We start from the raw sequence: 22,902 nt of genomic DNA on the forward strand, positions 1-22,902 counted from the left end.
AGTGCTACGCCGTCGCCGGGCGGGGAGCGGACTGCGGGCCGCGGGCCGGTGTGGGCTCGGGGTCCGAGCTCACACCGCCGTCCGTCGCGCCGGCGTCGATCGGCGCCTTGGGGCGGGGAACGGCGATCGGGGGGCGGTCGCTCACGGGACGGTCACGGCTCGACAGCCACTGCGGTCGCTCCGGGAGCTTCCGCACGTCGGCGAAGATCTCGGCGAGCTGGTTGTGGTCGAGGGTTTCGTGCTCGAGCAGTTGTCCCGCGAGACGGTCGAGGATGTCCCTGTTGTCGTTGATGACCTGGAACGCCTCGTTGTGGGCCTGTTCGAGCAACTCCCGCACCTGCGCGTCGACCCGCTGGGCGATCTCCTCGGAGTAGTCGCGCTGGTGCCCCATGTCGCGACCGAGGAAGACCTCGCCCGAAGACTGGCCGAGCTTGACGGGACCGACATCGGTCGTCATGCCGTACTCCGTCACCATCTTGCGTGCGATACCCGTCGCCTTCTCGATGTCGTTCGATGCTCCCGTCGTGGGGTCGTGGAAGACGAGCTCCTCGGCGACACGGCCGCCCATCGCATACGTCAACTGGTCGAGGAGCTCGTTACGCGTCACCGAGTACCGGTCCTCGATGGGGATGACCATCGTGTAGCCGAGCGCTCGACCGCGCGGGAGGATCGTGACCTTCGTGACGGGGTCGGTGTTGCGCATCGCGGCCGCGGCGAGCGCGTGCCCGCCCTCGTGGTAGGCCGTGATGAGCTTCTCCTGGTCACGCATGATCCGGGTGCGGCGCTGCGGACCGGCGATGACGCGGTCGATGGCCTCGTCGAGGGCCCGATTGTCGATGAGCTGCGCGTTGGACCGCGCCGTCAGGAGGGCCGCCTCGTTGAGGACGTTCGCGAGGTCGGCACCCGTGAAGCCCGGGGTCTTCCGTGCGACCACGTCGAGGTCGACGCTCGGAGCGAGCGGCTTGCCCTTCCCGTGCACCTCGAGCACCTTCTTGCGCCCGAGCAGGTCGGGGGCGTCGACGCCGATCTGGCGATCGAAGCGGCCGGGGCGCAGCAGGGCCGGGTCGAGGATGTCGGGACGGTTCGTCGCCGCGATGAGGATGACGTTCGTCTTCGGGTCGAAGCCGTCCATCTCGACGAGCAGCTGGTTGAGGGTCTGCTCGCGTTCGTCGTGACCGCCGCCCATGCCGGCGCCGCGGTGACGACCGACGGCGTCGATCTCGTCGACGAAGATGATCGCGGGCGAGTTCTCCTTGGCCTGCTGGAAGAGGTCGCGGACACGGCTGGCGCCGACACCGACGAACATCTCGACGAAGTCCGAACCGGAGATGGAGTAGAACGGCACGCCCGCTTCACCCGCGACAGCACGAGCGAGCAGGGTCTTGCCTGTTCCGGGAGGACCGTAGAGCAGCACGCCCTTGGGGATGCGGGCGCCGACGGCCTGGAACTTCGCGGGCTCCTTGAGGAAGTCCTTGATCTCCTCGAGCTCCTCGATCGCCTCGTCGCTTCCGGCGACGTCGTCGAAGGTCACCTTCGGCGACTCCTTCGAGACGAGCTTCGCCTTCGACTTGCCGAACTGCATGACCTTTCCGCCGCCGCCCTGCATGCCCGAGAGCATGATCCAGAAGAAGACGCCGATGAGCAGCAGCGGGAGCAGGATCGTGAGGAGCGAACCCCAGAAGCTCGGCTGCGGGACCTTGTCGCTGAAACCGTCCGACGGGTTCGCGGCGTCGACCGCCGCGACGACGTCCTCGGCGCGCGCATCGAGGAAGTAGAACTGCACCATCGTGCCGTTCTCGCCGTCCGCCTTCTCGAGGACGAGATCGACGCGGTTGTCGCCCTGGGTGAGGGTCGCTTCGGACACCGTCTCGCCCTCGAGGAGCTCGAGACCGTGCTGCGTCGAGATTTCCCTGAAGCCGCCGATGTTGAGCAGGCTCGAGCCCACCCAGAACACGAGGACCGCGAGGAGGATGTAGGGAAGCGGGCCCTTGAAGATGCGCTTGAAGTCCATAGTGTTTACGGGCGGCTGAGCCCGACACCTTTCTGACAGCTGGTGTTACGGGCGCCCTGGCGCCCACAGGCCTCAAGATTAGCGGCACGCCGCTGGACGGCGCCTCCATGTTCCCCGTGGGCGTACAGAGCGTGGCCGGGACGGTTCAGGAGTAGACGTGGGGAGCGAGGACGGCGACGTCCCGCAGGTTGCGGTAGCGCTCCGCGAAGTCGAGCCCGTAACCGACCACGAAGGCGTTGGGGATGTCGAATCCCACGTACTTGCAGTCGATCTGGACCTTCGCGGCCTCGGGCTTCCGGAGGAGCGCACAGACCTCGATGGAGGCCGCCCCGCGCGAGGCGAAGTTCTCGAGCAGCCACGAGAGGGTGAGTCCCGAGTCGATGATGTCCTCGACGATGAGCACGTGCCGCCCCGTGAGGTCGGAGTCGAGGTCCTTCCGGATCTGCACGACACCGCTCGACTTCGTGCCGGCACCGTACGAGCTCACGGCCATCCAGTCCATCTCGACGTGCCCGCGCAAGGAGCGGGCCAGGTCCGCCATGACCATGACGGCACCCTTGAGGACGCCGACGAGCAGGACGTCCTTACCGGCGTAGTCCGCGTCGACCCGAGCAGCCAGTTCCTGAAGCTTCTGCCGGATCTCCTCCTCGGTGACGAGGATCTCGGTCAGTTCGTCGCGGATGTCGCTCGTTTCCATGCTCCGATTCTAGGGCGAGCCCTCGCTCCCCTCGTCACTCGTCGACACCACCGTGAGGTATCGACTTCTGTCGCTTTCGGGGCCCGATTAGCGACACGGATGCGGCGGATGGAGTCGAACGCCTCCTCGACGGGGATGACCCCGCCACCCTCATAGCCACGGGCGTTTGCGACGGAGTGGCTCGCACTCGCGTGCCAGCGCGCCGGTCGCCGTGAAAACGAGACGGCCACCGTTGCGGGAGACCCGGATCCCGGGTACGTCGATCGGGCCCTGCCCCCTCCAGTCCGTCACGAGTGCCGCGATCGCGAGGGTGTGGGCGCGCGTGAGCGACGAGCCGAACTCCCCCCGTGCCACCAAACGGATGATGCGGTGGCGGATGGCCGCCGGATTCGCTGCGAGGGGTCCCACGTCGACGGACAGTCCCGCTTCCGCAGGCTCGCAGATATCCTCGATGAACTCCTCGATCATCTCGTCGAAGGCGTCGGCGTCCTCACGTGCCTGCTCGGCGGTGCGGGCGAGCGCCTCGGCGATGCCGGGTCCGAGCTCGGCCTCGAGCACCGGAAGGACCCGATGGCGGACCCGGGCGCGCGCGAACGACGCATCGGCGTTGTGCGGATCGTCCCACGCCGAGAGTCCGAGTTCGTCCACCGCTGCACGCGTCTCGTCACGACGAATGGAGAGGAACGGCCGGACGAGCCGTCCCGTCACCTCCGCCATCCCCTTGAGACTGCCCCCACCGGAACCGCGGGCGAGACCCAGGAGCACCGTCTCGGCCTGGTCATCGAGTGTGTGGCCGAGAAGCACCGCCGACGCTCCCGTCCGCCGGGCGGCGTCGTCGAGGGCCACGTACCGAGCAACGCGCGCCGCGGCTTCCGGCCCGCCAGCATCACCGACTGAGACGGCGGCGACCGAGGCGTCGACCCCGAGCCCGCGGACGATCGCTGCGGCACGTTCGGCGACGGCGTCCGAGTCCGGCTGCAGGCGGTGATCGATGACGACGGCGGCGATACGGACGTCGAGAACCGGAGCCGCGTGCGCCGCGGCCGCGGTGAGTGCGAGGGAGTCCGCTCCCCCGCTCACGGCGACGAGAACGAGCGGCCGCTCTCCTGCGCCGGAGGGCGAGGCGAGGACGCCCGATGAGAGGACACGCACGATCTCGCGGGACAAGCGGTGCACCGTCGGCGGAGCGTTCCCGGGCGAACGGGAGTCGGAGGCGGGGAGGGAGTCGGCCACGGCCCCACGCTACTCGACCGTCCGAGCGGGTCCCGCGTGGCGAGAGCCACCGTGCCGGGCCCACGGCCCGCCCCGAGCCCGAATGCCGCGATCCGTTAGGGTGGGTGCCGCCGGTGTCCGACCGGAACGACCCATCGAATCAACAAGGAGAGCGCCTCATGGCCGCATACGACGTCGTCGTGGAGATCCCCAAGGGCAGCCGCAACAAGTACGAGGTCGACCACGAGACGGGTCGCGTGTACCTCGACCGCGTCCTGTTCACCGCGTTCGTCTACCCCGTCGACTACGGCTACTTCGAGAACACGCTCGGACTCGACGGCGACCCCGTCGACGCCCTCGTCCTGCTCGAGTACCCCGTCTTCCCGGGCGTCGGCGTCAAGGTGCGCCCCGTCGGCGTGCTCAACATGAGCGACGAGGCCGGCTCCGACGCGAAGGTCGTCGTGGTCCCCCACAAGGACCCGCGGTGGAGCCACATCCAGGACATCTCCGACGTCCCCGAGCAGACGCGCAATGAGATCGAGCACTTCTTCACGCGCTACAAGGACCTCGAGCCGAACAAGTGGGTCACGATCGAGGGCTGGGGCGACGCCGCCGAGGCCGAGGAGATCGTGAAGGCGGGCTTCGCGAAGCTCGAGGCCGAGGGCTCCCACTAGAGCGACCCGTCACCGGCACGGCTCGCTTACGACGAACGGGGCGCCGCACTCACCGAGAGTGCGGCGCCCCGTTCGTCGTTCAGGTCCGGGTTCGTCGTTCAGGTCCGGGTCAGAGCGAGACGCCCCGATTGCGCATGAACGGTACCGGGTTCTGCGCCGCGCCGTTGACGCGCGTCTCGAAGTGCACGTGCGGTCCGGTCGAATTGCCGGTGCTGCCCATCGCAGCGATGTACTGACCGGCGCTCACGCTCTGGCCGCTCCGGACGGCGATCCCCCCCGGAGCGGATGTGACCGTAGGCGGTCGTCACGCCGCCGCCGTGGGATATCCGGATGAAGTAGCCGTAGCCGCCGTTCCACCCCGCGTAGGTGACGGTCCCCGACGACGCCGCGTAGAGCGGGGTCCCCGATCCGTTGGCGATGTCGACGCCGGGGTGGTTCCTGCTGCCGATTCCGCCGGGACTGTTGCGGACGCCGTAACCGGAGCTGATCCAGCCCGAGCAGGGTCGCCGCCAGCCCGAGCCTCCGCCGCCGCCACCGCTGCTGCTTCCCCCACCGCCGCTGCTGCTTCCGCCGCCGCTTCCACCGCCGCTGTTGCTGTTCTTCGCGGCCTCGGCAGCCGCAGCGGCAGCGGCAGCGGCCTCACGAGCGGCTTTCTCTCGCGCTGCCTTCTCGGCGGCCTCGCGTCGCTTGCGCTCCTCCTCGACGCCCTTCTTGTATCCCTCGACGGTTTCGGCCGTCGTGTCCTCGAGCGCCGCGAGCTGAGCCTCCAGCTCGACCTTCTTGTTCTGGGACTCCTCGAGCGCGGCCACGGCGGCATCGGCCGCCGCCTGCGCCGCGATCATGGCCTCTTCTGCGAGGGCTCGCAGCCGCTCGCGCTCTTCACGCGCCGCCGACGCCTGGTCGCTGAGCGATTGAGCGGTGTTGCGCGCGTTGACCGCCTGGTCGTAGACCGACTTGTTGTGCTCGAGCAGCTTGCTCATCGTTCCGAGAGCGCCGAGAAGAGCGTCGGGGCTCGCGGAAGAATCGAAGAACAGGCTGAGTGAGACGTCGCTACCCCCGCTGCGGTACAGCTGGGCCGCGACCTGCCCGGCCTTGGCGATCGACTCGTCGGCCTCGACCTTCTTCTCGTCGGCCTGGCCTTGAAGTGCCTCGGCGCGGACGACCGCGTCGTCGAACGCCTGCTGCGCCTCGAAGTACTCCTGGCCCTTGCGCTCGGCTTCCGCCTGGGTCGACGCGACCTCGGCCTCGAGACCGGCGATGAGGTTCTTGATGTTCGTGACCTGCGCCGCAGCGGCGGCCTGGTTCCTCTTGGCCTTTTGGACGTCGTCCCACGAGGGGTACTTGGCGGCCCAGGCGGGGGTGACTCCCGCGACGACACCGGCGGCGGTGAAGACACCCACGGCTCCGAGGGCGAGGACCTGACGGCGGCTCGTGTCTCCGCTGCGAGCGCGACGCGAGCGCCAGCGGAACACGCTTCCGCGCTTCGGCTTCTTCGGTTCGGACATCACAGACTCCGGCCACTTTCACATCAGTCACATGGGCAACATCATCAACACTAGCGAGCGGGGCCGAGAAAGCCAGTCCCCCGATCGGTGGGCGCTGCGCGCTCGCGACCGAATCTAGACCGCCGCGACGGGGGCATGGGGGAACATCCGCGGCAGGTCGGAACACCGGGTGATCGACGGTTCCCGCGGTCCGCGGGGACGGTTTTGGCATTTGGCTGCTTCACCCGTATGCTTGTACGCCGGTAGCCCTTGAGCTTTCGAGCTCGTCGGCCCCATCGTTTAGTGGCCTAGGACACCGCCCTTTCACGGCGGCAGCACGGGTTCGAATCCCGTTGGGGTCACGTGTTCAGACACGGCGACAGCTACCTATACAATTGAAAATCGCAGCACGAGAGTGCTGCACATATGGCCCTGTAGCGCAGTTGGTTAGCGTGCCGCCCTGTCACGGCGGAGGTCGCGGGTTCAAGTCCCGTCAGGGTCGCCATGGCGAGGGACCCTTCCGAATACGGGAGGGTTTCTTGCCAGTGGGACCGATTCATATGAACGAGCAGCGTCCCTCCGGCTCTGTAGCTCAGTTGGTAGAGCGCACGACTGAAAATCGTGAGGTCACGGGATCGACGCCCGTCGGAGCCACTGGCCCTTCTTCAGGCTTCTACTGAGGAGGGGCCTTTTTTCGTTCCCGGCGCGGGTTCGGTTGCCCGCTGTCGATTCGATCCCGCAGTCGAATCAAATCCGCGGGGCTGTCCCCCTTAATGCCGACACCACGGCGCTTGCAATCGAATTGCTCGTTCGGCTAACTTTCAACCGAGATGGCTTTCAGATCGCCGGCGTTCGAGTTCTTCGATGTCGTGAGCGCATGGCCGCCATCATTTCGGGAGACAGAGGGTCGGTGTTCGGGTCATCGACCCTCTGTCGCTTAACCCTCGTCTTCGCTCAGGCGTCGAAGCCGATGTCGAAGTACGTGCTCGAGTCGTCGTAGACGACCGCAGGGTCGATCGAGCGCACCCGCGCCATTGTCGAGACGCGCGCCACGGCGGGTTCGAGGTCGGGAGCATCGATCGCGAGCACCGGGGTGTTGGGCCCGATGAGCATCGCAGCCTGTCGTGTCGATCCGTCCTGCTGGATGACCGGGATCCGGACGACCTCCGGTTCGTGCGATGCCGCGATGTCCCGAGCGTGCTTCAGGAGCTCCTCCCCCGCGCGATCACTCACGATGAACGTCTCCGTTCCGTAGGTGATGCGTTTCATGTCTCACTCCCTCCGCTCACCGCCACCGGTCACCGCCACCGGTCACATGCCGTCGTCCGCAATTCTGCGGACTGTCCCCATCAACGACCCCTCGACCCCGAGGTTCTGAGGGTCACCTTACGCCGCGCGACGCCGTCACCTCCGGGGGTTGCACTCTCGGTCAGCCGCGTACGATCGCTCGCCAGGACCGCGGGTGAAGCCCGGTCCGGCTCGCTCCGCCACCCCATGACGCCGGGAACTCACGGCTGTTAGCGTCTCGGCATGAGCCAATCCACGCACCACCCCACTCAGGACGAGAACCGACACGAGCAGCTCACGCGCGCCGAGAAGTCGACGGAGGCCGACGCCGCCCCCCGGGTCGAGGTGAGCCACCCGGAAGCGGGCGTCACACGGATCGACGTGTCGGAGGACGCCGCGGTACGCCCCGGCGAGCGCAACCCGCAGATCGACGGGGCCTAGCGGGCCGTCCCGCGACGCCGAACGCTCATGAACACCTTGCGCATCACCGATGACGCCGAGGCCGACCGTCTGCTCTCGGAGGACCCGCTCGCACTCCTGATCGGGATGCTGCTCGACCAGCAGATCGCGATGGAGACGGCGTTCTCTGGACCGGCGAAGATCCGCGACCGCTTCGGAACCCTCGAGGCCCGCTCGATCGCCGACGCCGACCCGGAGGGATTCGTCGAACTCTTCCGACGGACGCCCGCAGTGCACCGATTCCCCGGATCGATGGCCGGCCGGGTGCAGTCGCTGTGCCGCGCCGTCGCGGATGAGTGGGACGGCGACGCCGCCTCGATCTGGACGCGGGGCCGTCCGGACGGTCGCGAGATACTCGACCGGCTCGTCTCCCTGCCCGGCTTCGGCGAACAGAAGGCGCGCGTCTTCCTCGCCCTCCTGGGCAAACAGTGCGGCCTCGGTGCGGACGGCTGGCGGGAGGCCGCCGGTGCTTACGGCGAAGAGGGTGCGTTCCGCTCCGTTGCCGACATCACCGATCCGGAGTCGCTCGCCCGCGTGCGGGAGACGAAGCGAGCGATGAAGGCGGCGGCCCGCTCCTCGTCGTGAATGCGGGCTGACCGACCACCGACGACGGCGGGGCGGTGCTCGAGTGCACCGCCCCGCCGTCGATTCGCCTCGCGGCTCAGTCGCGCGCCTCGCGAGCGCGGCTCGCGGGTGACGACGAGACGTCCTCGCCGTATTCCTCGAGGACCTCCGTCGTGTCGGAGACGGTCGACTCCTGCACCGGCTCCTCGTTCTCGCGCAGGTACTCGGCCTCTTCGGCCGCCGTGCCCTCGGACTCCGCCGGGGCGTCGTTCGTCGTTCCGAATGTGTCACTCATGGCGCACGTCCTTCCTGTAGCGGTCACCCGACGATAGGCCGTCGACTCTCTGCGAGGCCCGCCCTTGACGCCGGGATGACCCCGCGGTAGCCCGCCGACGGTCGCGCTCGCCACGGGAGTCGCCCGATTGTCAACGGGATGGGACGGGCACGGCCACGGCGGTAACGTCGGCCTATGAGCGATTACAGCAGCCCGTCCCCTGAGGACGAGATCACGGGTTCCTCCGTCTCCGGCAGCGAGAACGACGCCTCGGAGAGCGACACGACCGACGAGAACATCAGCACGGATCCCATGACGGAGGAGGACACCGACTCCGGCGGGGCACCCGAAGAGCCGGACGTCACGAACCCCGCCTGACGGACCGGCATGGACCGCCGCAACGACCGGCGTTCCACAGGAAAAGGGGCGATCGCGACGTGGTCGTCCTTTTTTCGATATATGCCGCAAACGTTCAGCCACTCCCCCTAGCGTTGAATACATCCGGAGCAACAGGGCTCACTCCTCGGCTGGGAAGTCGACTGACCAGCAGGAGATCACTCCATGGACTATGCGAGCAACCCGCCCGGCGCCATCCGTCGGACCAAACCGCGCACGAGCGCACCCGGCGACACGACGAAGAGTTTCGCCGCCGTCTCCCGTGTCGTGAAGGAGACCCATCTCCTCGACCGGACGCGCGTCTTCTACATCCTCTTGTTCTCGGGCCTGATGCTCGCGCTCGGGGGCGCCATCACCGGCTTCATCCTCCTCGGCGACAGCTGGTTCCAGCTCCTGATCGCCGCGGCACTCGGCCTCATCTTCACACAGTTCGCGTTCCTCGCCCACGAGGCCTCGCACCGCCAGGTGTTCGCCTCGGGACCCGCGAACGACCGGGCCGGTCGCTTCATCGCGACTGCGATCGTCGGTATCAGCTACGCGTGGTGGATGAACAAGCACTCCCGGCACCACGCCAACCCGAACAAGGTCGGTAAGGACCCGGACATCGAACTCGACACCATCTCGTTCCAGGAGAAGGACGCCGAGACGGCGCGCGGCCTGCGCGCGCTCATCACCCGCAAGCAGGGCTACCTCTTCTTCCCCCTCCTCACCTTCGAGGGCGCGAATCTGCACGTGCGCTCCGTCGCCGCGCTCTTCATCCGCGAGCCCGTGAAGGGACGCTGGATCGAATTGTCGACGATCGCGGTGCGGTTCATCGTCGTCTTCGGCGCGATCTTCTGGCTGCTCCCCCTCGGAATGGCGCTCGCCTTCATCGGCGTGCAGATGGCCGTGTTCGGCGTGTACATGGGCGCCTCGTTCGCCCCGAACCACAAGGGCATGCCGATCGTCGGCGCCGACGAGAAGCTCGATTTCTTCGCCAAGCAGGTCCGCACCTCGCGGAACATCAGCGGTGGCTGGTGGGCGAGCGCGCTCATGGGCGGGCTCAACTACCAGGTCGAGCACCACCTGTTCCCGAACATGCCGCGCCCGCATCTCGCGAAGGCCCGCGACATCGTGCGTGAGCACTGCGCGACGCTCGGGGTGCCGTACACGGAGACGACCCTCGTCGAGTCCTACTCCATCGTCATCGGCTACCTCAACCGCGTCGGCCTCTCCGCCCGCGACCCCTTCGACTGCCCGATGGTGAACCAGTTCCGCCGCGTCTGACTCGCATTTAATCGGCCTCGAGGCCACGTGTTCCCTGCATCCGGGAGCACGTGGCCTCGAGCCGTTCTCGGTGAGCGGAAATCCGCGCTCCCACTCGGGCTCCCAGTGCGGTAGGCTGAAGCCGTTATCGTTTGCCTCGTGGGTCCGTGTTTTCGTGCATCATTCCGGATCAAACCCACTAGCAGGCCCGTTTGTCAGGGACCCTCGTCTGCACAAGAGGAATCCCAGGAGAGTCCGCGTCACATCATCGTCACTGCGTTCATAGATACCGCGTTCATGGCCACCGCGTCACTCTCCGCATCACCCCTGTCCCGCTTCTCCTCGCCGAAGCGGCGTATCCGCTCGCGACCGGCTCTCGGTTCGCACGGGCGCCGCACAGGAGCAGCACTCTCATCTCTCCACGGAGCCGATCTCCGTCGGAGCGGGCTTGGTGAAACCGCCTCGCCCTTCGTCCCGCAAGCCGGGTCGGCAACACCACAAAGTAAGGAATGATCATGGCTACTGGAACTGTTAAGTGGTTCAACGCGGAAAAGGGCTTCGGCTTCATCTCCCCCGATGACGGCTCTGCTGACGTCTTCGCTCACTTCTCCGCCATCGAGTCGACGGGCTACCGCTCGCTCGAGGAGAACCAGCGCGTCGAGTTCGAGACCGCTCGTGGCCCCAAGGGCCTCCAGGCCGAGAAGATCCGCGCGATCTGAATCGACCCACCCGGAACGCCGGGTCGTCGAGCGCCGTGAAAGCGGCGCCGACGGCCCGGCGTTCTCTTTTCGCATGCTGTGCCGTCGCCCCCTGACGCTGCCGGGGTGAACCCGTAGAATCGGAGCACGGTGCGGCGCCCCTCGGCGCCGCCTTTCACCGGACGGAGCGGCGATGCTCGAAGCACTCACCGGACTCGGTCTCGCCTCGGCCGCCGGGTTGAACGCCTATATCCCGATGCTCGCGATGGGCCTGTTGTCTCGGTTCACCGATCTCCTCTCCGTTCCGCCCGGCTGGGCGTGGCTCGAGAACGAATGGGTCATGGTCGTGCTCGGCGTCCTCCTCGTCATCGACATGGTCGCCGACAAGATCCCCGCCGTCGACAGCGTCAACGACATCATCCAGACGGTCGTCCGTCCGGCTTCGGGCGGGATCGTCTTCGGCTCGGGATCCGCATCCGAGACGGTCGCCGTCACCGATCCCGAGCAATTCGTGTCGAGCGGCCAGTGGGTACCGGTCGTCACGGGTGTCGGCATCGCCCTCCTCGTACACCTCGCGAAGGCCGCGATCCGCCCGATCGCCAACGCGGCAACCTTCGGGCTCGCCGCCCCCGTACTGAGCGCGGTCGAGGACGCGGCGAGCGTGGGGCTTGTGATCCTCGCGGTCGTCGTCCCGGTCCTCGTCGTCGTCGCGATCGCCGCGCTCGTGTGGGGTGCCGTCGTGTTCGTGAGGCGCAAGCGCCGCGCTCACGCCGCGAACGCGTCGGCCGCCGCCTGATGGGTCCGAGCGACGCGACCGCACGCCGCGGAAGACTGTCGGTGGGCGCGGTTATCGTGGTCGCATGAGGATCCTCCACACGTCCGACTGGCACGTCGGTCGGACCTTCCACGGTCACAGCACCACGGAGGCCCTCGAGTCGGTGCTCGACGCACTCGTCGCGATCGTGCGCGAGCGCTCCGTCGACGTCGTGATCGTCGCGGGAGACGTCTTCGACTCCACGATGCCGGCATCGGACCACTACGGTGTCCTCGAGCGCACCCTCTCGAGGCTGCGGGGAGCGGGCACCGTCGTCATCGTCACGAGCGGCAACCACGACTCCGCGACGCGGCTCGGGTTCCAGTCGGAGTTCGCTCGACTGGCGGACGTGCATGTCATCACACGACCGGAGCAGCACGACGTCCCCGTCACTCTCGAGGACGAGCACGGTCCCGTGCACGTGTACGGCATCCCCTACCTCGAGCCGTCGCTCGTACGGCACCGCTACCCCGACGTCGCCCTCAAACGCCATTCCGACGTCCTGGGCTTCGTCATGGACCGGATCCGGAGCGACCTCGCCGAGCGCGGCGGTCGGTCGGTCGTCGTCTCCCACTGCTTCGCGACGGGCGCCGCGGGCAGCGACGTCGAGCGCGACATCACGGCCGGCGGCCTCGACTACGTCCCCCTCGCGACGTTCGACGGGCCCGACTACGTCGCCCTGGGGCACATCCACGGTCGTGCTGCGCTCTCCGACCGTGTGCGCTACTCGGGCGCCCCGCTGCATTACTCCTTCAGCGAGGCGGACAAGCCCCGGGGAGCCTGGCTCGTCGAGCTCGACGCCTCGGGTCTCAGCACCGTCGAGTGGGTCGACCTCCCCATCCCGCGGCGACTGGTCCGCCTCACGGGGCCGATCGAGGAGCTTCTCCTCTCCCCCGACTACACCGAGTTCGAGGACGCCTGGCTCGCCGTCGTCCTCACCGATGATGTCCGTCCGCTCGACGCGATGCCGCGCTTGCAGCGGCGGTTCCGCTGGTGCGCGCTGCTCGAGCACCGCCCCGCGACCGTGCACGACGACGGCGTCGTGAGCTACGCCGCGCGGATCGAGCAGAAGAGCGACGTCGAGATCGTCGCCGGCTTCCTCGAGCACGTCCGCAACGGCCGTGGGCCGACGAACGCCGAAGCCGAGCTGGTCGGCGACGCGTTCGCGGCCGTCGCCGCGCGCGAGGCCACCCGATGAGGATCACCCGGCTCGCCCTCGCCGGCTTCGGCCCGTACCGCGACGAGCAGGAGATCGACTTCCGCGCCTTCGAGGACGACGGCATCTACCTCATCGGCGGCCGCACCGGGGCGGGCAAGTCGACCATCCTCGACGCGGTCTGCTTCGCCCTGTACGCCTCCGTCCCGCGCTTCGAGAAGTCCGAGGCGCGATTGCGCAGCGACCACTGCGCGCCGGAGGACCCCACATGGGTCGCCCTCGAATTCACGGCCGGTGGCCACGACTACCGCGTGACCCGATCGCCGGCGTACGAACGACCGAAGGCGCGCGGCGAGGGGATGACCGTCTCGGCTCCGACGGCCGAACTCGCCGTCCGCGTCGACGGCGAGTGGCACGGCGTCGCGGCTCGACCGAAAGACGTCGGCGTCCGCCTCGCCGAGATCGTCCAGCTCACGCGCGATCAGTTCCTCCAGGTGATCCTGCTCGCGCAGAACCGCTTCCAGCGCTTCCTCGCCGCAAGCCACGACGAGCGACAGGACGTGCTGCGCTCGCTGTTCGCGACCGAGAGGTTCTCGTCGTTCGAGGAGTACCTCGTCGAACGACGAAAAGCAGTGGAGGACGAACTCGGGACCGATCTCGCGACGGTCGAGCGCCTCGTCGACCGCACGCGAGAGCTCGTCGCCGCGACACTCGCCGACGCGACATCAGCCGATGTGCAGGACGACGGCGCGGATGCGGTCGTCGAACGGCACGCCGGCGGGGACGTAGACGGCGAAGGCACCGCCTCCGCCCCCGACCTGCACTCCGACCTGGACTCCGACGCGGACGCACTCGGCGACGAGGGCCCTTGTGACGAGTCATGGTTCGCGGACCGCATCGCCCTGCTCGTCCCGCTCCTGGAGGCCGCCGAGCGTCGGCTCGAGAGTGCGGACGACGCGGCGACCCGCGCCGAGGAGCACGACCGACGAGCCGGTGAGCTCGCGCGTCGGGTGCGGCGCCGCGACGCCGCCCGACGAGCGCACGACGAGCTCGCCGCGCGCCACGAGGCCGACGCGGCGGAGCGAGCGGAACTCGCTCGCGCTCGAGCGGCAGCTCCGCTCTGGCCCCTCGTGGCCGCAGTCGATTCGAGCCGCGAGCGTGAGCTCGCCGCCGCGGCGGCGGTCGACCGCGCTCGGCGAGTCTTCGACGACCTGATCGCGGGAGACCGGGCGAACGGGGACGACGCCGCGGGCATCGATGCGACGACCCCGCCCGACGCGGCGGTAGAGGTATTCACGCGCGCGCTCGGGAGTCTCGCCGATGCCGCCGCGGCCGAGCGCGAGCTCCCCCACCTCGTCGCAGACGTCGAACGCGCCCTCGAGCGGGTGGAGTCCACCCGCCGAGCCGTCGACGAGGCCTCCGTTCGCCGCGCGGAGATCCCCGCGGAACTCGCCGCCGCACGCGAGAGCGTCACGGCGACCGCGGCGGTAGCGGCGGGACTCGACGCGGCGACGACCGTCGTCGAGGGCCTCAAGCGGCAGCTCGCCGCCGCGCACGACGTGCGATCACTCACCGACGAGCTTCGCCGGGCCGACGCCGCCGAAATCGCGGCCCGCTCGGCGGCGCGCGAGGCGAGCGCGCACCTCGAGCACCTCCTCACGGTGCGACTCGGGGGCTACGCCGGCGAACTCGCCGAGCGGCTCCAGGAGGGCGAGCCGTGCGCCGTCTGCGGCTCCACGGTCCACCCGTCGCCCGCCGTCCCGCCGAGCGACGACGACCGTGTGCGCGATGACGACATCGAGTCGGCCCGCGCGACGGACGCAGAGCGCTCCGCAGCCGTCGAGCGCGCGAGCCGGGCAGCACGCGACGCGGACACGGCGCAGAAGCAAGCCCTCGTCGCGGCGGGTGGGGCCACAGCGGACGAGCTCGAGACCCGCCTCGCGGATGCCGAGGCGCACCGGGACGCGTGCGCGTCGGCGAGCGCGCGGCTGTCCCGGCTCGAGGCCGCCGCCGAGGAGCTCGTGGCCGAGGCCGATCGGGTCGACGCGGTGTTCGGCGAGCGCGTCGCCGACCGCGACGTGGCGATCGAGGAGCACGTCGCCGCGACGACCCGGCTGGAAGCCGTCCGCGCGCGGGTCGACGCCGCTCGAGGCCCGAACTCGTCCGTCGCCGACCGGGTCGCGCGTACGACGGCCCGCCGCGACGCGGCGACGGCCCTCGCGAGCGCCGTGGCGTCGCTCGAGGAGCGCGCACTCGAACACGTCACCGCGCGTGAGGCTCTCGACGCGGCTCTCGCCGGGTCGTCCGCCGCGGAACACGACTTCCACGACGCCGACGGCGTGCGTGCCGCCCACCGCGACGAGGCGCGCATCCGCCTCCTCGACGAGCGGGTCGCCGCAGCCGCCGACGAGCGGGCGGCCACAGCGGCGACGCTCGCCGATCCCGACCTCGTCGACCTCCCGGACGACGAGCCCGACACCGCCGCCTCGGCCGCGGCCGTCTCCCGCGCCCGGGCGGCCCGCGACGCGGCCCTCTCCTCGCTGCACGCCCTGCAGGCTCGAGAGCGCGAACTGGCCTCCATCCGCCGCGACGCCCTGTCGGCGCTCTCCGCCGTGCGGGCGCGGCGGGACGAGGTCGAGGCCATCCGTGGGCTCGCGGACACCGTCGAGGGCAAGGCACCGAACACCCGGCGGATGGATCTCGAGACGTTCGTCCTCGCGGCGCAGCTCGAGCAGATCATCGCGGCGGCCAACCGACGTTTCCATGTGATGACGAGCGGTCGTTTCACGCTCGAGCACGACGACGCCGTCGCCTACCGCAACACCGCGTCGGGCCTCGGGCTTGCGATCCGCGACGAATACACGGGGCGCGCCCGCTCTACCGCATCGCTCTCGGGCGGCGAGACGTTCCTCGCGGCCCTCGCCCTCGCCCTGGGACTCGCCGAGGTGGTCACCGAGCGAGCCGGGGGCATCACCCTCGACACCCTCTTCATCGACGAGGGCTTCGGCTCGCTCGACTCCGAGACCCTCGAGATCGCGATGTCGACCCTCGATGAACTCCGCGCCGGCGGGCGCACCGTCGGGCTCATTAGCCACGTCGACGCCATGAAGGAGCGCATCTCCGCGCGACTCACCGTCGAGGTCGACGAGACGGGGGCGAGTCGCGTCCGCCAGCATGTGGCGGCTCTCCCGGGCCCACGGGGCACGTCCGTCTGAGCCGACGGGCGGAACCCGCTCGCGTGGCCGCCATGCCCTCGCGGAACGGCCAGTCCGGAGACGCTCGGAAGGGCCTCGGTCGCCCACGACCGAGGCCCTTCCGAGCGGGTCGATCCTTAGTGGGACGTCGCCTTCTCGGCACCGTGCCCCGTCAGCGACCGCACGTCCATCTCGGCCGCGAGCGCCGGGTCCTCCGCTGTGCGCTGCGGGATGAGCGAGCCGACGAACCCGAGGAGGAACCCGAGCGGGATGGAGACGATGCCGGGGTTGTCGAGCGGGAACCACGAGAAGTCGACCCCCCGGAACACCGACGTCTCGGCACCCGAGAACACCGGCGAGAACACGATGAGGATGAGGGCACTCCCGAGACCGCCGTACATGCTGAAGACCGCACCCCGCGTCGTGAAGCGGCGCCAGAACAGCGAGTACACGATCGTCGGGAGGTTCGCGCTCGCGGCGATCGCGAAGGCGAGGGCCACGAGGAAGGCGACGTTCTGCCCCTGAACGGCGATCCCCCCGAGGATCGCGACGGCGCCGATCACCACGACGGTGCGGCGACCGACCTTCACCTCCATCTGCGGGTCGGCCTCGCCGCGCTTCACGACGTTCGCGTAGATGTCATGGGCGAACGACGCCGCCGCCGTGATGGTGAGCCCCGCGACGACCGCGAGAATCGTGGCGAAGGCGACGGCGGAGATGATGCCGAGCAGGATCGGTCCACCGAGCTGCAATGCCAGGAGCGGCGCTGCCGAATTCACGCCCCCCGCCGAACCGAGGATCGTCTCGCTGCCGACGAGGGCGACGGCGCCGTAGCCGAGCACGAGCGTGAAGAGGTAGAAGATCCCGATGAGCCAGATCGCCCAGACGACGGAGCGACGAGCCTCCTTCGCCGTCGGCACGGTGTAGAAGCGCATGAGGACGTGCGGCAGTCCGGCCGTGCCGAGGATGAGGGCGAGGCCCAGCGAGACGAAGTTCAGCGGATTGGCGCCGTATTGCTTGCCCGGAGCGAGGATCTCCTCCGTGCCCGCCGACTGCACGGCCTTGTCGAGCAGCGCCGAGAGGTCGAAGCCGTGCAGGGCGAGGACCCACACCGTCATGACTGCGGCACCGGCGATGAGCAGCACGGCCTTGATGATCTGCACCCACGTCGTGCCCTTCATCCCTCCGACCAGGACGTAGAGGATCATGAGAGCGCCGACGACGGTCACGACGATCCCCGTTCCGATCCGGTCGTTGATCCCGAGGAGCAACGCCACGAGGCCGCCGGCCCCGGCCATCTGCGCGAGCAGGTAGAAGAACGTCACCGCGAGGGTCGTGATCGCCGCGGCGAGTCGCACGGGCCGCTGACGGAGCCGGAACGACAGCACGTCGGCCATGGTGAACTTCCCCGTGTTGCGCATGAGCTCGGCCACGAGCAGGAGCGCGATGATCCACGCGACGAGGAAACCGATGGAGTAGAGGAAGCCGTCGTAGCCGTTGACCGCGATCGCCCCGACGATGCCGAGGAACGACGCCGCCGAGAGGTAGTCGCCCGCGATGGCCGCGCCGTTCTGCGGCCCGGTGAAGGAGCGCCCGGCGGCGTAGTAGTCGGAAGCCGTCTTGTTGTTGCGACTCGCGCGGATGACGACGAAGAGGGTGACCCCCACGAAGAGCACGAAGATCGAGATGTTGAGGACCGGGTCGTTGAGCTCCTCGACGTTCATCGGGTCACCTCCCGAGCGGCGAGCTCGTCGCGCAGTCTCTCCGCGAGCGGGTCGAGCTTCCGGTTCGCGTAGGAGACGTAGACCATCGTGATCACGAAGGTCGTCACGAATTGCGCGAGCCCGAGGAGGAGGCCGATGTTGATCCTCCCCCACACCGGTGTCGCCATGAAGTCCGAGGCGTAGGTCGCGAGCAGGACGTAGGCGAGGAACCAGACGACGGCGAGCGCGGCGACCGGGAGGACGAAGCGCCGGTGCCGTGCCTTCAACTCGCGGAAGTCGCGGGAGTCCTCGACGGCCCGGTAGTCGATACGCCGGGCGCCGATTCCGTCCGGTCTGGGGCTGTTCGGTGTCATCATCTCTCCTTTGAAACGATTTGCCGCCCGCCCGCGGGTGGCGGGCCGGTGATAGGGTTCACGCTACGAACGTGACGGGAGCAACGACCACCCCCGAAAGTTGGTATCGCGCAGATGACTCGCACGGCGATGGAGCCGATGGAAACGCGCCTGATCGACACGGCGATCTCGGAGCTCGCCTCGACGAGCGGCATCCCGGTGGCGTTCGGCGGGGCCGCAGTGGACGGCGTCGTCGCGGTGACGGCGATCGCCGGAGCCCGGACGAACGCCCTCGACGGATTGTCCGTATCGCCCCGCCTCGGACTGGGCGGGCAAGCGCTCATCGATGCACGGCCGCACTCGACGGGCGACTACGGCTCGTCTCGGCGCATCACGCACGACTACGACCGGCACATCCTCGGTGAGGGCATCGCTGCCCTGCTCGCCGTGCCCATCGTCGTCGCGGGACGGACGCGCGGCATGCTCTACGGCGGCTCGCGCGCACCGGGGACCGTCGGGGACCGCTTCGCCGCATCGGCGCTCGCGGTCGCCGCGCGGCTCGCCCGGCAGTTCGCCGAGCACGACGCGCGTACGCGCGCCACGGACCACGGCATCGAGCCGCCGCCCGCCGCCGTGCCCACGGCCTCCCTCGAGGATGTCCGCGTCGCCTACGCAGAGTTGCGCAGCATCACCGGCACGATCTCCGATGAGGCGTTGCGGGCCCGCTTGGCCACGGTGGAGCGCCGGCTCGCCGCGCTCGGTGGAGTGACCGTGACAGGACCCGCGGCCACGCGGCCATCCGCTTCGACGTCACCCGCCGTCGCCCTCTCGCGCCGCGAGCACGACGTCCTCGGCCTCGCGGCGGTCGGTCTCACGAACGCGGACATCGCGAATCGCCTCGGGCTCCGTGAATCGACCGTCAAGAGCTATCTGGCCTCGGCGATGACGAAGCTCGACGCCTCGACACGACTGCAAGCGGTCTCCGAGGCTCGTCGCCACGGGCTCATCCCGTGAGGTGAACGCCCCGCGGCGATCGGGCGACGTTCCCGAGGTCACGGTGCGCGGGCGGCGACGGCGGCCCGCGCAGTCCGTAGGCTGGTGGGGAACCACACGGTTCGCGCACGCGAGTACGGAAGGCACCGATGCTGTACGCCACCACGACCCCGGCAGACAAACGCAGAGCGTTCCGCGAGCGCCTCGCGAGCGGTCAGCTCCTCCAACTGCCCGGGGCGTTCACCCCCCTCTCCGCGAAGCTCATCGAACGGAAGGGCTTCGACGGCGTCTACGTCTCGGGCGCCGTCCTGTCCGCAGAGCTCGGTCTGCCCGACATCGGTCTCACGACCCTCTCGGAAGTCGCCGGGCGTGCCGGTCAGATCGCCCGCATGACGGATCTCCCGGTCCTCGTCGACGCCGACACGGGCTTCGGCGAGCCGCTCAACGTCGCCCGGACCGTGCAGACGCTCGAGGACGCGGGCGTCGCGGGTCTCCACATCGAGGACCAGGTGAACCCGAAGCGCTGCGGACACCTCGACGGCAAAGCCGTCGTCGATCGCGCCACGGCGACCAAGCGCATCCGCGCGGCGGCCGATGCTCGTCGCGACTCGAATCTCCTCATCATGGCGCGCACCGACGTCCGCGCCATCGAGGGCCTCGATGCCGCCGTCGACCGCGCGAAGGAGTTCGTCGACGCCGGTGCCGATGCGATCTTCCCCGAGGCGATGCGCGACTTGTCGGAGTTCGAGGCGATCCGTGCGGCCGTCGACGTCCCCGTCCTCGCGAACATGACCGAGTTCGGGAAGAGCGAACTGTTCACGACGGGGCAGTTGCGCGATGTCGGGGTGAATCTCGTGATCTATCCCGTCTCGCTCCTGCGACTCGCGATGGGGGCGGCGATGCGCGCGCTCGATACTCTGAAGGCCGACGGTTCGCTCAGCGCCGAGGTCCCGAACATGCAGACGCGCGCCGAGCTCTACGACCTGCTCGCCTACGAGTCGTACTCGAGCTTCGATTCCGGGGTCTTCGACTTCACGCTCGACGACAACCTGTCCTGACCGCACGACCGCCCGAATCCTCATCGATACGAAGGAGAACGATGTCAGAGTCCGAACAGGAGATCCGCAAGGGCCTCGCCGGGGTCGTCGTCGACACCACGGCCGTCTCGAAGGTCGATCCCGAGAGCAACTCGCTGCTGTATCGGGGATACCCGGTGCAGGAACTCGCCGCGACCCAGTCGTTCGAAGCCGTGGCCTGGCTGCTCTGGCACGGTGAGCTGCCCACTCCCGACGAGCTCACGGCCTTCGAGCGTCTCGAACGGGCGCAGCGGTCGCTCGCTCCCGAGGTCCGCGCCGCGATCGAGCTCACTCCCACCACGGCGCACCCGATGGACGTCGTCCGCACGGCCGTGAGCGTACTGGGCGCGACGGACCCGAACGCAGACGACCGCTCCCCCGAGGCAACGCTCGAGAAGTCCGTCCGACTCTTCGCTGCGATCCCCGCGATCGTCGCGTTCGACGAGCGACGCCGGAAGGGCGAGGACCTCGTCGAGCCGCGGAACGACCTCGACTACGCCCGCAACTTCCTCTGGATGACGTTCGGCGAGGTTCCGGACGACGACGTCGTCGACGCGTTCCGCGTCTCGCTCGTGCTCTACGCCGAGCACTCCTTCAACGCCTCGACCTTCGCCGCGCGAGTCATCACGTCGACGCTCGCGGACGTGTACTCCGCGGTCACGGGAGCGGTCGGTGCGCTCAAGGGTCAGCTCCACGGCGGCGCGAACGAGGCAGTCCTGCACACCTTCGTCGAGATCGGCCTCGACGAGGCTCCGGAGGGGCGCGCCGCCGACTGGCTCGACCTGGCGCTGGCCGAGAAGCGCAAGATCATGGGATTCGGACACCGGGTGTACAAGAACGGCGACTCGCGTGTTCCGACGATGCGTGCGGCGCTCGAGCGCCTCGTCGAGTACTACGACCGCCCGGAGGTGCTCGCGCTCTACGAGGAACTCGAACAGTCGATGGCCGAACGGAAGAACATCAAGCCGAATCTCGACTATCCGTCGGGACCTGCGTACCACCTGATGGGCTTCTCGACCGAGGCGTTCACGCCGCTCTTCGTCGCCGCCCGCGTCGTGGGCTGGACAGCTCACATCCGGGAGCAGCTCGGAGCCAACGCGCTCATCCGACCGCTGTCCGCGTACGTCGGGCCGGAGGAGAGGCACGTCCCCGCGTCCTGACCGCCGTCTGTCTGCGGCTCCGACGAGAGCGCGACCTCGATCAGGCGGCGCGGCGCCGGCGCGGCGAGCGGGCGGCGCGCACGAAGCCGTCGATCGCGTCCCATGCACCGATGCCGAGGGCGACGACCGCTGTGATGATGCCGGCGACCGACCTCGTGTTCTCTGCGTCCGCCCAGTCGAAGGCCGCGAGGAAATCCGGATTCACGAGGTCGCCCGCGAGAGCCAGCGCGGCGATCGGGACGACCGCCGCGGCGGCGAGGACGGCGTTGACGACGGCGAGCAGCCGGCTCCAGGCTCCTCGGCGGTACGTCACGAGGACGAACACGACCTCGGCCACGATGAGCACGAGGAGGTACGGCAGCCAGAAGCCCCAGAGCGCCGGGGCGAGGAGCGGCTCGCGGACGGGTCCGTCGACGTTCCAGGCGATGGGGAAGAACTGCGCGTAGACGAGGAACGCGAGCAGGATACCGAGCCACACGATCGACGTGACGGCATCGCTGCGCAGCGCGCGCTTCTCGGGCGCGTCCGGCAGCATATCGAGGTTCCACCGCACGAGCGGACCGTTCTTCGAGGCTCCTGTCCAGTCGAGGATCGCGAAGACGAGCGTGACCCAGAACCCGATGTGCATCGCCGCCGACAGCGCGGTGACGACGGCGGCAGCGACCACCGAGCCGATTCCCTCGCCGGTGAGTGCGTGGACGAGGCCAGACCCGAGTGCTGCAATCGGCACGATGATCGCGAGCAGCGTGATCAATGAGCGCCGGTAGAACAGGAAGTTCGTCGGACCGATGAGGTACAGCGGTCGCTCGGAGAATCGAGCGGCGAGAGCCGCTGGATCACCGAGTCCGATGAGGACCTCCCGCTCGGCCGTCTCCGGATCGGCTCCGGACTCGCGCCGGGCATCGACGTCGTCCTCGATCGACGCGCGCAGCTCGCGCTCGACGTCGGCGCGCTGGGTCTCGGGCAGGCTGCGCACGGTGGCGGCGACGTAGCGGTCGGTGAGCGAAGTCATGACGGCTCTCCTTCAGTGAGGTCGGTGATAGCGGTGTGCAGTGCGTCCCAATCGCGTCGCAGCAGCCCCGCGAGGTCGCGGCCGGCCGGGCTCGTCCGATAGAACTTGCGGGGCCGGGCGTCGTCGGTGTTCCACTCGCTCACGAGCAGACCCTGTCGTTCCAGCCGCCGGAGCAACGGATAGAGCGTGTTGGCATCGACCGCGAAGCCGGCATCCGCGAGCGTCTCGAGGAGGGCATAGCCGTATCCGGGGCGTTCCAGTGTGACGAGACACGCGAGGACGACCGTGCCACGGCGGAGTTCCTGGAGATGCTGAGCTGTTGTCTCGTCCACGACCGACACGATATTGTGCACTGCACACTATCGTCAAGCACACACCGATGGGTCATGCGCCGGCTGTGCGCCGTGGTGGTCGGCGGACACGACGAAGCACCGGTCGAA

Annotated in this window: 22 protein-coding genes and 3 tRNA genes; 15 read left to right on the plus strand and 10 right to left on the minus strand. The window is 68.9% G+C overall.

From position 1 onward, the window contains the following. Positions 1 to 4: 4 nt before the first annotated feature. The 3 genes from ftsH to tilS all read right to left on the minus strand — a co-directional run bounded on the left by ftsH (position 5) and on the right by tilS (position 3,860). The gene (gene ftsH, locus ELQ92_RS11875; protein ID WP_128499257.1) at positions 5 to 2,011 is read right to left on the minus strand and encodes an ATP-dependent zinc metalloprotease FtsH; all 2,007 of its coding nucleotides are present in this window, start codon (positions 2,009 to 2,011) and stop codon (positions 5 to 7) included. Positions 2,012 to 2,156: 145 nt separating this feature from the next. Next, positions 2,157 to 2,708 (minus strand): hypoxanthine phosphoribosyltransferase, encoded by a 552-nt coding sequence (hpt, locus tag ELQ92_RS11880; RefSeq protein WP_128499259.1) that lies wholly within the window; start codon positions 2,706 to 2,708, stop codon positions 2,157 to 2,159. A gap of 150 nt (positions 2,709 to 2,858) precedes the next feature. Then, positions 2,859 to 3,860, minus strand: coding sequence for a tRNA lysidine(34) synthetase TilS (gene tilS, locus ELQ92_RS11885; protein WP_243695020.1), 1,002 nt, complete (start codon positions 3,858 to 3,860; stop codon positions 2,859 to 2,861). Positions 3,861 to 4,099: 239 nt separating this feature from the next. Between tilS and ELQ92_RS11890 the strand changes: the two genes are divergently transcribed. Beyond that, positions 4,100 to 4,594 carry an inorganic diphosphatase gene (locus tag ELQ92_RS11890; RefSeq protein ID WP_128499261.1) on the plus strand — a complete coding sequence of 165 codons (495 nt, stop codon included), beginning with the start codon at positions 4,100 to 4,102 and terminating at the stop codon, positions 4,592 to 4,594. Between the two features lie 98 nt (positions 4,595 to 4,692). Here the strand turns inward: ELQ92_RS11890 and ELQ92_RS16755 are convergent, their stop codons facing one another. Then, the gene (locus ELQ92_RS16755; protein WP_424980117.1) at positions 4,693 to 6,099 is read right to left on the minus strand and encodes a peptidoglycan DD-metalloendopeptidase family protein; all 1,407 of its coding nucleotides are present in this window, start codon (positions 6,097 to 6,099) and stop codon (positions 4,693 to 4,695) included. A 268-nt stretch (positions 6,100 to 6,367) separates the two neighbouring features. Here ELQ92_RS16755 and ELQ92_RS11900 point away from each other — a divergent pair. The 3 genes from ELQ92_RS11900 to ELQ92_RS11910 all read left to right on the plus strand — a co-directional run bounded on the left by ELQ92_RS11900 (position 6,368) and on the right by ELQ92_RS11910 (position 6,732). Continuing rightward, positions 6,368 to 6,440: transfer RNA gene (locus tag ELQ92_RS11900), tRNA-Glu, on the plus strand. Between the two features lie 66 nt (positions 6,441 to 6,506). Continuing rightward, positions 6,507 to 6,583, plus strand: a tRNA-Asp gene (locus ELQ92_RS11905). Positions 6,584 to 6,659: 76 nt separating this feature from the next. Beyond that, positions 6,660 to 6,732, plus strand: a tRNA-Phe gene (locus ELQ92_RS11910). 300 nt (positions 6,733 to 7,032) lie between these two features. On the opposite strand, the gene ELQ92_RS11915 is transcribed toward ELQ92_RS11910, so the two are convergent. Then, a complete protein-coding gene (locus ELQ92_RS11915) occupies positions 7,033 to 7,347 on the minus strand; it encodes a hypothetical protein (protein WP_128499263.1) in 315 nt (104 codons plus the stop codon). Positions 7,348 to 7,608: 261 nt separating this feature from the next. On the opposite strand from ELQ92_RS11915, the gene ELQ92_RS11920 reads away from it, so the two are divergent. Both ELQ92_RS11920 and ELQ92_RS11925 read left to right on the plus strand, forming a co-directional pair. After that, the gene (locus tag ELQ92_RS11920) at positions 7,609 to 7,806 is read left to right on the plus strand and encodes a hypothetical protein (RefSeq protein WP_128499265.1); all 198 of its coding nucleotides are present in this window, start codon (positions 7,609 to 7,611) and stop codon (positions 7,804 to 7,806) included. A gap of 27 nt (positions 7,807 to 7,833) precedes the next feature. Next, positions 7,834 to 8,409, plus strand: coding sequence for an HhH-GPD-type base excision DNA repair protein (locus tag ELQ92_RS11925; protein WP_128499267.1), 576 nt, complete (start codon positions 7,834 to 7,836; stop codon positions 8,407 to 8,409). Positions 8,410 to 8,485: 76 nt separating this feature from the next. Here ELQ92_RS11925 and ELQ92_RS11930 read toward each other — a convergent pair whose 3' ends face one another. Then, complete coding sequence (locus ELQ92_RS11930; RefSeq protein ID WP_128499269.1) at positions 8,486 to 8,683, minus strand: hypothetical protein; 198 nt, start codon at positions 8,681 to 8,683, stop codon at positions 8,486 to 8,488. Between the two features lie 174 nt (positions 8,684 to 8,857). Between ELQ92_RS11930 and ELQ92_RS11935 the strand changes: the two genes are divergently transcribed. From ELQ92_RS11935 to ELQ92_RS11960, 6 genes are all read left to right on the plus strand, one after another. After that, positions 8,858 to 9,040 carry a hypothetical protein gene (locus ELQ92_RS11935; protein WP_128499271.1) on the plus strand — a complete coding sequence of 61 codons (183 nt, stop codon included), beginning with the start codon at positions 8,858 to 8,860 and terminating at the stop codon, positions 9,038 to 9,040. Between the two features lie 183 nt (positions 9,041 to 9,223). Beyond that, the gene (locus tag ELQ92_RS11940; protein WP_128499273.1) at positions 9,224 to 10,324 is read left to right on the plus strand and encodes a fatty acid desaturase family protein; all 1,101 of its coding nucleotides are present in this window, start codon (positions 9,224 to 9,226) and stop codon (positions 10,322 to 10,324) included. A gap of 494 nt (positions 10,325 to 10,818) precedes the next feature. Next, the gene (locus tag ELQ92_RS11945; protein ID WP_128494861.1) at positions 10,819 to 11,022 is read left to right on the plus strand and encodes a cold-shock protein; all 204 of its coding nucleotides are present in this window, start codon (positions 10,819 to 10,821) and stop codon (positions 11,020 to 11,022) included. Between the two features lie 172 nt (positions 11,023 to 11,194). Further along, positions 11,195 to 11,797 carry a DUF4126 domain-containing protein gene (locus ELQ92_RS11950; protein ID WP_128499275.1) on the plus strand — a complete coding sequence of 201 codons (603 nt, stop codon included), beginning with the start codon at positions 11,195 to 11,197 and terminating at the stop codon, positions 11,795 to 11,797. 64 nt (positions 11,798 to 11,861) lie between these two features. After that, positions 11,862 to 13,013: an exonuclease SbcCD subunit D gene (locus ELQ92_RS11955; protein WP_128499277.1), complete on the plus strand. Its 1,152-nt coding sequence runs from the start codon at positions 11,862 to 11,864 to the stop codon at positions 13,011 to 13,013. Further along, positions 13,010 to 16,186: an AAA family ATPase gene (locus tag ELQ92_RS11960; protein ID WP_128499279.1), complete on the plus strand. Its 3,177-nt coding sequence runs from the start codon at positions 13,010 to 13,012 to the stop codon at positions 16,184 to 16,186. The genes ELQ92_RS11955 and ELQ92_RS11960 overlap by 4 nt, the downstream gene beginning before the upstream one ends. Before the next feature lie 116 nt (positions 16,187 to 16,302). On the opposite strand, the gene ELQ92_RS11965 is transcribed toward ELQ92_RS11960, so the two are convergent. Beyond that, complete coding sequence (locus ELQ92_RS11965; RefSeq protein ID WP_128499281.1) at positions 16,303 to 17,889, minus strand: solute symporter family protein; 1,587 nt, start codon at positions 17,887 to 17,889, stop codon at positions 16,303 to 16,305. Further along, a complete protein-coding gene (locus ELQ92_RS11970; RefSeq protein WP_208004363.1) occupies positions 17,886 to 18,242 on the minus strand; it encodes a DUF485 domain-containing protein in 357 nt (118 codons plus the stop codon). The genes ELQ92_RS11965 and ELQ92_RS11970 overlap by 4 nt, the downstream gene beginning before the upstream one ends. Before the next feature lie 138 nt (positions 18,243 to 18,380). Here ELQ92_RS11970 and ELQ92_RS11975 point away from each other — a divergent pair, with 138 nt between their 5' ends. The 3 genes from ELQ92_RS11975 (at position 18,381) to ELQ92_RS11985 (ending at position 21,450) form a co-directional block, all read left to right on the plus strand. Continuing rightward, the gene (locus tag ELQ92_RS11975; protein ID WP_243695006.1) at positions 18,381 to 19,235 is read left to right on the plus strand and encodes a LuxR C-terminal-related transcriptional regulator; all 855 of its coding nucleotides are present in this window, start codon (positions 18,381 to 18,383) and stop codon (positions 19,233 to 19,235) included. A 128-nt stretch (positions 19,236 to 19,363) separates the two neighbouring features. After that, complete coding sequence (gene prpB / locus ELQ92_RS11980) at positions 19,364 to 20,272, plus strand: methylisocitrate lyase (RefSeq protein WP_128499287.1); 909 nt, start codon at positions 19,364 to 19,366, stop codon at positions 20,270 to 20,272. Positions 20,273 to 20,313: 41 nt separating this feature from the next. Further along, complete coding sequence (locus ELQ92_RS11985) at positions 20,314 to 21,450, plus strand: bifunctional 2-methylcitrate synthase/citrate synthase (RefSeq protein ID WP_128499289.1); 1,137 nt, start codon at positions 20,314 to 20,316, stop codon at positions 21,448 to 21,450. Positions 21,451 to 21,490: 40 nt separating this feature from the next. On the opposite strand, the gene ELQ92_RS11990 is transcribed toward ELQ92_RS11985, so the two are convergent. Continuing rightward, positions 21,491 to 22,462 carry a permease prefix domain 1-containing protein gene (locus ELQ92_RS11990; protein ID WP_128499291.1) on the minus strand — a complete coding sequence of 324 codons (972 nt, stop codon included), beginning with the start codon at positions 22,460 to 22,462 and terminating at the stop codon, positions 21,491 to 21,493. Beyond that, the gene (locus ELQ92_RS11995) at positions 22,459 to 22,794 is read right to left on the minus strand and encodes a PadR family transcriptional regulator (RefSeq protein WP_128499293.1); all 336 of its coding nucleotides are present in this window, start codon (positions 22,792 to 22,794) and stop codon (positions 22,459 to 22,461) included. Before ELQ92_RS11995 ends, ELQ92_RS11990 begins: the two co-directional genes overlap by 4 nt. Between the last annotated feature and the right edge of the window lie 108 nt (positions 22,795 to 22,902).

It is taken from the genome of Labedella populi (genome assembly GCF_004078655.1).
GTDB lineage: Bacteria > Actinomycetota > Actinomycetes > Actinomycetales > Microbacteriaceae > Labedella > Labedella populi.